This is a genomic window from Moorena sp. SIO4G3 (assembly GCF_010692305.1).
GTDB classification, from domain to species: Bacteria; Cyanobacteriota; Cyanobacteriia; order Cyanobacteriales; family Coleofasciculaceae; genus Moorena; species Moorena producens_A.
This window is the reverse complement of the sequence record NZ_JAAHIG010000087.1, coordinates 21,867-27,866: the sequence shown is the minus strand read 5'-3', so window position 1 is coordinate 27,866 and position 6,000 is coordinate 21,867. Positions and strand designations below refer to the sequence as shown.

Sequence of the window (6,000 nt, the reverse complement as noted above, 5' to 3'; positions counted from 1 at the left end):
TGAGTGTCACTATCACCACCAGCAATCACCAGTTTCCAACCGTTAGATTTGAGCCGTTGGAAAGCTTTGATGAGTAGATCAGGTCGTTTTTCCGGTACAAGCCTGCCCAAAAACAGAATGTAACGCCTGCCTTAGATTCCGCCAGAGCCATTCGGAATGAATACCACCGAGCCAATGCCTTAATCACCTTAGCTCCGCACTTACCGGAACTGTTACCAGAAGCCTTAGATAGCATCAGAGCCATTCGGAGTCCATCCTCCCAAGCCTATGCCTTAATCCGCTTAGCCCCCCATTTTCCAGAAGTGTTACCAGAAGTCTTAGAGTGTGTCAGAGCCGAGAATGACTACGAACGAGTCGATCTCTTAACTGACTTAGCCCCCCACTTACCGCCAGTGTTCTTAGGCCAAGCCTTAGATTGCGCCAAAGCCATTCAGCATCCATCCTGGCGAGCCAATGCCTTGTGGGGCTTAGAACCCTACTTACCGGAAGTGTTGTTACCAGAAGCCTTAAATGCCGTCGGATTAGATAATTTGCTGAAGAAATTAAATCCTTCGTTGCTTGATTTTTCTGATTGGCAACAACTTCTTAATTGTTTAGCTCGTCTAACCCGTCCCCAATTTCTTAATCATCTTCCTCAATTAGCTCCTTTAATCATCGAGCTTGGGGGTGTTGAAGCCCTAAGAGAAACGGTGGTAGCGGTTGAAGATGTTAGGCGGTGGTGGAAGTAGGCAAGAGGCAAGAGGCAAGAGGCAAAAGGTAAGAGTTAATCAAGGATAGAGCAATTATTATTACCTTTACTGGGTGTGGCGTGAACAGGTTTTAGTATCCAGTTGTTGATGCTCACCCTTTGCCTAATTTATAGCCAATTATTCAAGAGATTACCAAAGCCTTGGAATCCCACCAAGCTACTAGTGAAAATTACAACATTGATAATATGAATAACCAAACTCGATTCAATCAAGCTCCCCCACTACCTCCTTATTATGTCGAACGCCCAGAAGTAAGCGAACCACTAAAACAAATCATTTTATCTGAAGAAACAGCAAAAGCTGGTACTTTAGTTGTTAGTGCTATCTATGGCTTAGGAGGCATTGGTAAATCTACCATTACTGCAGCCTTAGCCCATGACGAGGAGGTTCAATCTCATTTTCCTGATGGGATTTTTTGGGCAACCTTAGGTCAGCAACCTGATATCTTATCCTTTCTAAGTACGTGGATACAGCAATTAGGAGATTATGATTTCAAACCGATTAACACTGAGGCCGCTTCTTTACAACTAAAAACATTATTATCCGATAAAAAAGCCTTACTAGTAGTGGATGATGTTTGGCATCCTGACCATGTTGAACCCTTTCGAGTGGGAGGGGATGGCTGTCGGGTTTTAGTCACTACCAGAGAAGCCCAGGTTAAAGATGCGATTTCCTATGATTTGGACGTAATGAATCCTAATCAATCCTTGGAGTTATTAACCTCTTGTTTCAATAATGAGTTAACTAATCAAGAACTGGATTATGCTGAAAATTTAGCCAAAACCGTCGGCTACTTACCCCTAGCATTAGAATTAGCTGCTGCTCAAGTTAGGGATGGTATGTCTTGGCAGGAGTTACTGGAGGAGTTACAAGATTTAATTGTTGGTGTAGAAGCTTTGGATCGATTAAAAGCGGAGGAAGAGCCAAGTGACGCTAAGCGCAAAAACTACAGTCTAGTGGCTTCGTTTAATCTCAGTTTAAAGGGATTATCCGACGACGATAGATTGAAAAAATTTGCTTGGTTAGGGATACTGCCGGAGGATGTCACCATTACTGAAACCATGGCGACAACCTTATGGGATTGTAATTTAGTTGAAGCCAAAGATACGTTAAGATACTTACGACAAAAAGCCTTATTACTACCAGGAGTCTCTACTACACCAGAAACTAACTATCGCCTCCATGACTTGTTACATGATTTAGCCCGTAGTCTGGTACAATCAGAGCTAGGATTATCAATACCCTCAGCTCATCAACAATTATTAGAACGTTATCAAACTAAAACCGATAAGGGATTATGGCATACCTTACCCGATGATGGTTATATCTATAACTACTTAACTTGGCATCTAGAGAAAGCTAAAAAAATTAATGACATTCATCAACTCCTGAAAGAAGAAACGCCAGCAGGAGATAACGGTTGGTATTGGCAGTGTGATAGACAGGGAAAAACTGCCAATTTTATCAAGGATGTATCGAGAGCTTGGGCAATAGCAGCAGATAATTTTACAGAAAATCCCACAGAATCGATTAGTTTACAGTGTCGGTATGCTCTGATTACCACATCTCTCAATAGCTTGGCTAGAAATATTGGTCCAAAGTTAATGGCAGCATTACTGGAGAATAATATCTGGACTCCAGTTCAAGCACTAGCTTATGTGCGACAGAATAAAGATTCTAGTAGTCAAGTAAGGGGTTTGGAGGCAATTAGTGAGTATCTTCCCCCTTCTTTATTATCGGAAGCTTTAGACATTGCTAGAGGGATTTCGGATGAAAAAGACCAAGCTAATGCCTTAATCGGTTTAGCCCCCCACTTACCTCAAGGGTTGTTACCTCAAGCCTTAGATTGCGCTAGAGCCATTGCCAATAAATGGCAGCGACCTAATAATCCCCGAGCTAATGCTTTAATCGGTTTAGCCCCCCACTTACCTCAAGGGTTGTTACCCCAAGCCTTAGATTGTGCTAGAGAGACTAAGGATGAATCCAGCCGAGTCGATGTTTTAATCGCCTTAGTCCCCCACTTATCCCAAGGGTTGTTACCCCAAGCCTTAGATTGTGCCAGAGAGATTAGGCATGAATCCAGCCGAGCACAAGCCTTAATCGGCTTAGCCCCCTACTTCCCGGAAGTGTTACCCGAAGCCTTAGATTGTGCCAGAGAGATTAGGCATGAATCCAGCCAAGCACAAGCCTTAATTGGCTTAGCCCCCCACTTCCCGGAAGTATTACCCGAAGCCTTAGATTCCGCGAGAGCCATTCAGGATGAAGCAGACCGAGTCGATGCCTTAGGAGCCTTAGCTGCCAACTTCCCGGAAGTGTTACCCGAAGCCTTAGATTTCGCCAGAGCCATTCGGGATGAACCAGACCGAGTCGAGGCCTTAGGAGCCTTAGCTGCCAACTTCCCGGAAGTGTTACCAGAAGCCTTAGATGGTGCCAGAGCCCTTGGGAATGAACAAGACCAAGCCGATAGCTTCGGCTATGCCTACAACCTCTATCTCTTTCAATTAAAATTGAACCACAATATAGACTTACCGGAGCGACACAAGCGAAGAGCAAAAGTCTTAAAGAACTTAGCCCCCTACTTACCGGAAGTATTCTTAGCCCAAGCCTTAGAGGTTGCCAAGGGGGTTCGGGATGAATACTGGCGAGCCGATGCCTTAATTGCCTTAACTGCCCACTTCCCGGAAGTGTTACCAGAAGCCTTAAATGCTGCCAAAGCCATTCAGGATCAAGAATACCGAGCCGAGGCCTTAAAAGAGTTAGCCTCCCATTTACCGGAAGTGTTGTTACACCAAGCCTTAGATTACGCCAGAGGCCTTGGGGATGAACAAGACCGAGCTGAGGCTTTAATCCTCTTTGTCTTCGACTTACCGGAAGTGTTCTTAGACAAAGAAGTCTTACGTTACGTCACAGGGATTGGGCATGAATACTTGCAACGCTATGCCTTACTCGGCTTAGTCCCTCACTTCCCTGAATTGTTACCAGAAACCTTAGATTACTTCAGAGCCCTTGAGTCTGAATCCGAGCGAGCCGAGGCCTTAATCGCCTTAGCCCCCCACTTCCCCCAAGGGTTATTACCAGAAGCCTTAGATTGCGCCAGAACCATTCGGGATGAAAACCAGCGAGCAAGAGCCTTAATCGCCTTAGCCTTCCAGGTACCGGAATTGTTACCAGAAGCCTTAGATGGGGCCAAAGCCATTCGGGATCAAAACCAGCGAGCTGATGTCTTAATCGGCTTAGCCCCTTACTTACCGGAACTTTTACCCCAAGCCTTAGACCTTGCCAGAGGGATTCGAGATGAATACAAGCGAGCTAATGCCTTAATCACTTTAGCTCCCCACTTCCCGGAAGTTTTTGAATCCCTCCGAACCGAAGCCTTAGACGTTACCAGAGCCATTCGGGATCAATTCCAACGACCCCATGCCTTTATCGCCTTAGCCCCCCACTTACCGGAACTGTTACCAGAAGCCTTAGATTTGACCAGAGCCATGGCAAATCAATACAAGCGAGCCGAGGCCTTAATCGCCTTAGTGCCCTACTTACCCGAAACGTTGTTACAACAAGCCTTAGATTGCACCAAAACTTTTTGGGATAAATCCCTCCGAGCCAATGCTTTAATCGGCTTAGCTCCCCACTTACCCGATGTGTTGTTACAGCAAGTTTTAGATTACACCAGAACCTTTGATTATCAATCCCTCCGAGTCGATTTCTTAATCGGCTTAGCTCCTCACTTACCCGATGTGTTTTTACAGCAAGTCTTAGATGACGCTAGAGGGATTTCGGATGAATCCTACCGAGCCAATACCTTAATCGCCTTAGCCCCCCACTTACCTGATGTGTTGTTACAGCAAGCCTTAGATGACGCTAGAGGGATTTCGGATGAATACTTCCGAGCTAATGCCTTAGGAGCCTTAGCCCCCCACTTACCGGAACTATTACCAGAAGCCTTAGATTCCGTCAGAGCCATTCCCGATAAATCTCTCCAAACCTATCGCTTAATCACCTTAGCTCCCCACTTACCGGAACTATTACCAGAAGCCTTAGATTGCGCCAGATCCATTCCCAATCCATCCTCCCGAGCCTATGCCTTAATCCGCTTAGCCCCCCATTTTCCAGAAGTGTTACCAGAAGTCTTAGATTGTGTCAGAGCCGAGCATGAATACGAACGAGTCGATCTCTTAGCTGATTTAGCCCCCCACTTACCGCCAGTGTTCTTAGGCCAAGCCTTCGATTGCGCCAAAGCCATTAAGCATCCATCCTGGCGAGCCAATGCCTTGGGGGGCTTAGAACCCTACTTACCGGAAGTGTTGTTACCAGAAGCCTTAAATGCCGTCGGATTAGATAATTTGCTGAAGAAATTAAATCCTTCGTTGGTTGATTTTTCTGATTGGCAACAACTTCTTAATTGTTTAGCTCGTCTAACCCGTCCCAATTTTCTTTACCATCTTTATCAATTAGCTCCTTTAATCATCGAGCTTGGGGGTATTGAATCCCTAAGAGAAACGGTAGCAGCGGTTGATGATGTTAGGCGATGGTGGAAGTAAATAACAGCGGATCTGGGAACAGGGAACAGGGAACAGATAAGAGGCATGCTAGCAATCGGCAAGAGTTAATCAACGATAGAGGAATTATTATTACCTTTACTGGGTGTGGTGTGAACGGGTGTTAGGATTCAGTTGATACCTGTTCCATGGGGAAGAATCGCGCTGAAATAAAGTTCACAAAATACAGAGCAACATTGCATCTCAGAACTCAGTACATAAACCCCTCTAGCTAAAAGAGAGTAAAGCCATTGCTGACATTGTTGTGCTTCTAATTTGTCATTGGGAGAAGATAACAACCCTAAAACCCCTGGCCCGTTTCAATTTTCGGAGCGGACTGTCCCAAAATTGGCTACCGATAAAATGAGGGCGAGCCGGTCCCTAAAGCACCCTACGCAACTTCTGCCTTGTGCCTTCTGCATTCTACATTCTTCATTCTACATTCTGCCTTACTGTTACTTCCAGAGAATTTTAGGGAATTATCTAAGTATCACTTAGAGATTGCTTAATCTAGATTGCTTAATCTAGACCAACAAATATCTCTAAGTAGGTAAGCATAATTATTCACTCTGTGAGATGTAAAACCCAGTCAATCTTTGCTGTATAAAGTTATGATTGCTGGGTTGATTTTTTTATATAATTATCTCTGTAAACAGTTGCGTAGGGTGCGTAAGGGTAGCGGGTGGGTGGTGCGTTACGGGACGGGTTCAGGC

At 45.0% G+C, this 6,000-nt stretch carries 3 protein-coding genes; 2 read left to right on the top strand and 1 reads right to left on the bottom strand.

The annotated features are described in order from the left end of the window. On the bottom strand, positions 1-116 hold a 116-nt coding region (locus F6J99_RS17315), incomplete at its 3' end, for a glycosyltransferase (RefSeq protein ID WP_293113976.1). A gap of 186 nt (positions 117-302) precedes the next feature. Between F6J99_RS17315 and F6J99_RS17310 the strand changes: the two genes are divergently transcribed. Both F6J99_RS17310 and F6J99_RS17305 read left to right on the top strand, forming a co-directional pair. Then, a complete protein-coding gene (locus F6J99_RS17310; protein ID WP_293113975.1) occupies positions 303-728 on the top strand; it encodes a hypothetical protein in 426 nt (141 codons plus the stop codon). 161 nt (positions 729-889) lie between these two features. Continuing rightward, positions 890-5,290 carry an NB-ARC domain-containing protein gene (locus F6J99_RS17305; RefSeq protein ID WP_293113974.1) on the top strand — a complete coding sequence of 1,467 codons (4,401 nt, stop codon included), beginning with the start codon at positions 890-892 and terminating at the stop codon, positions 5,288-5,290. Positions 5,291-6,000: the final 710 nt, after the last annotated feature.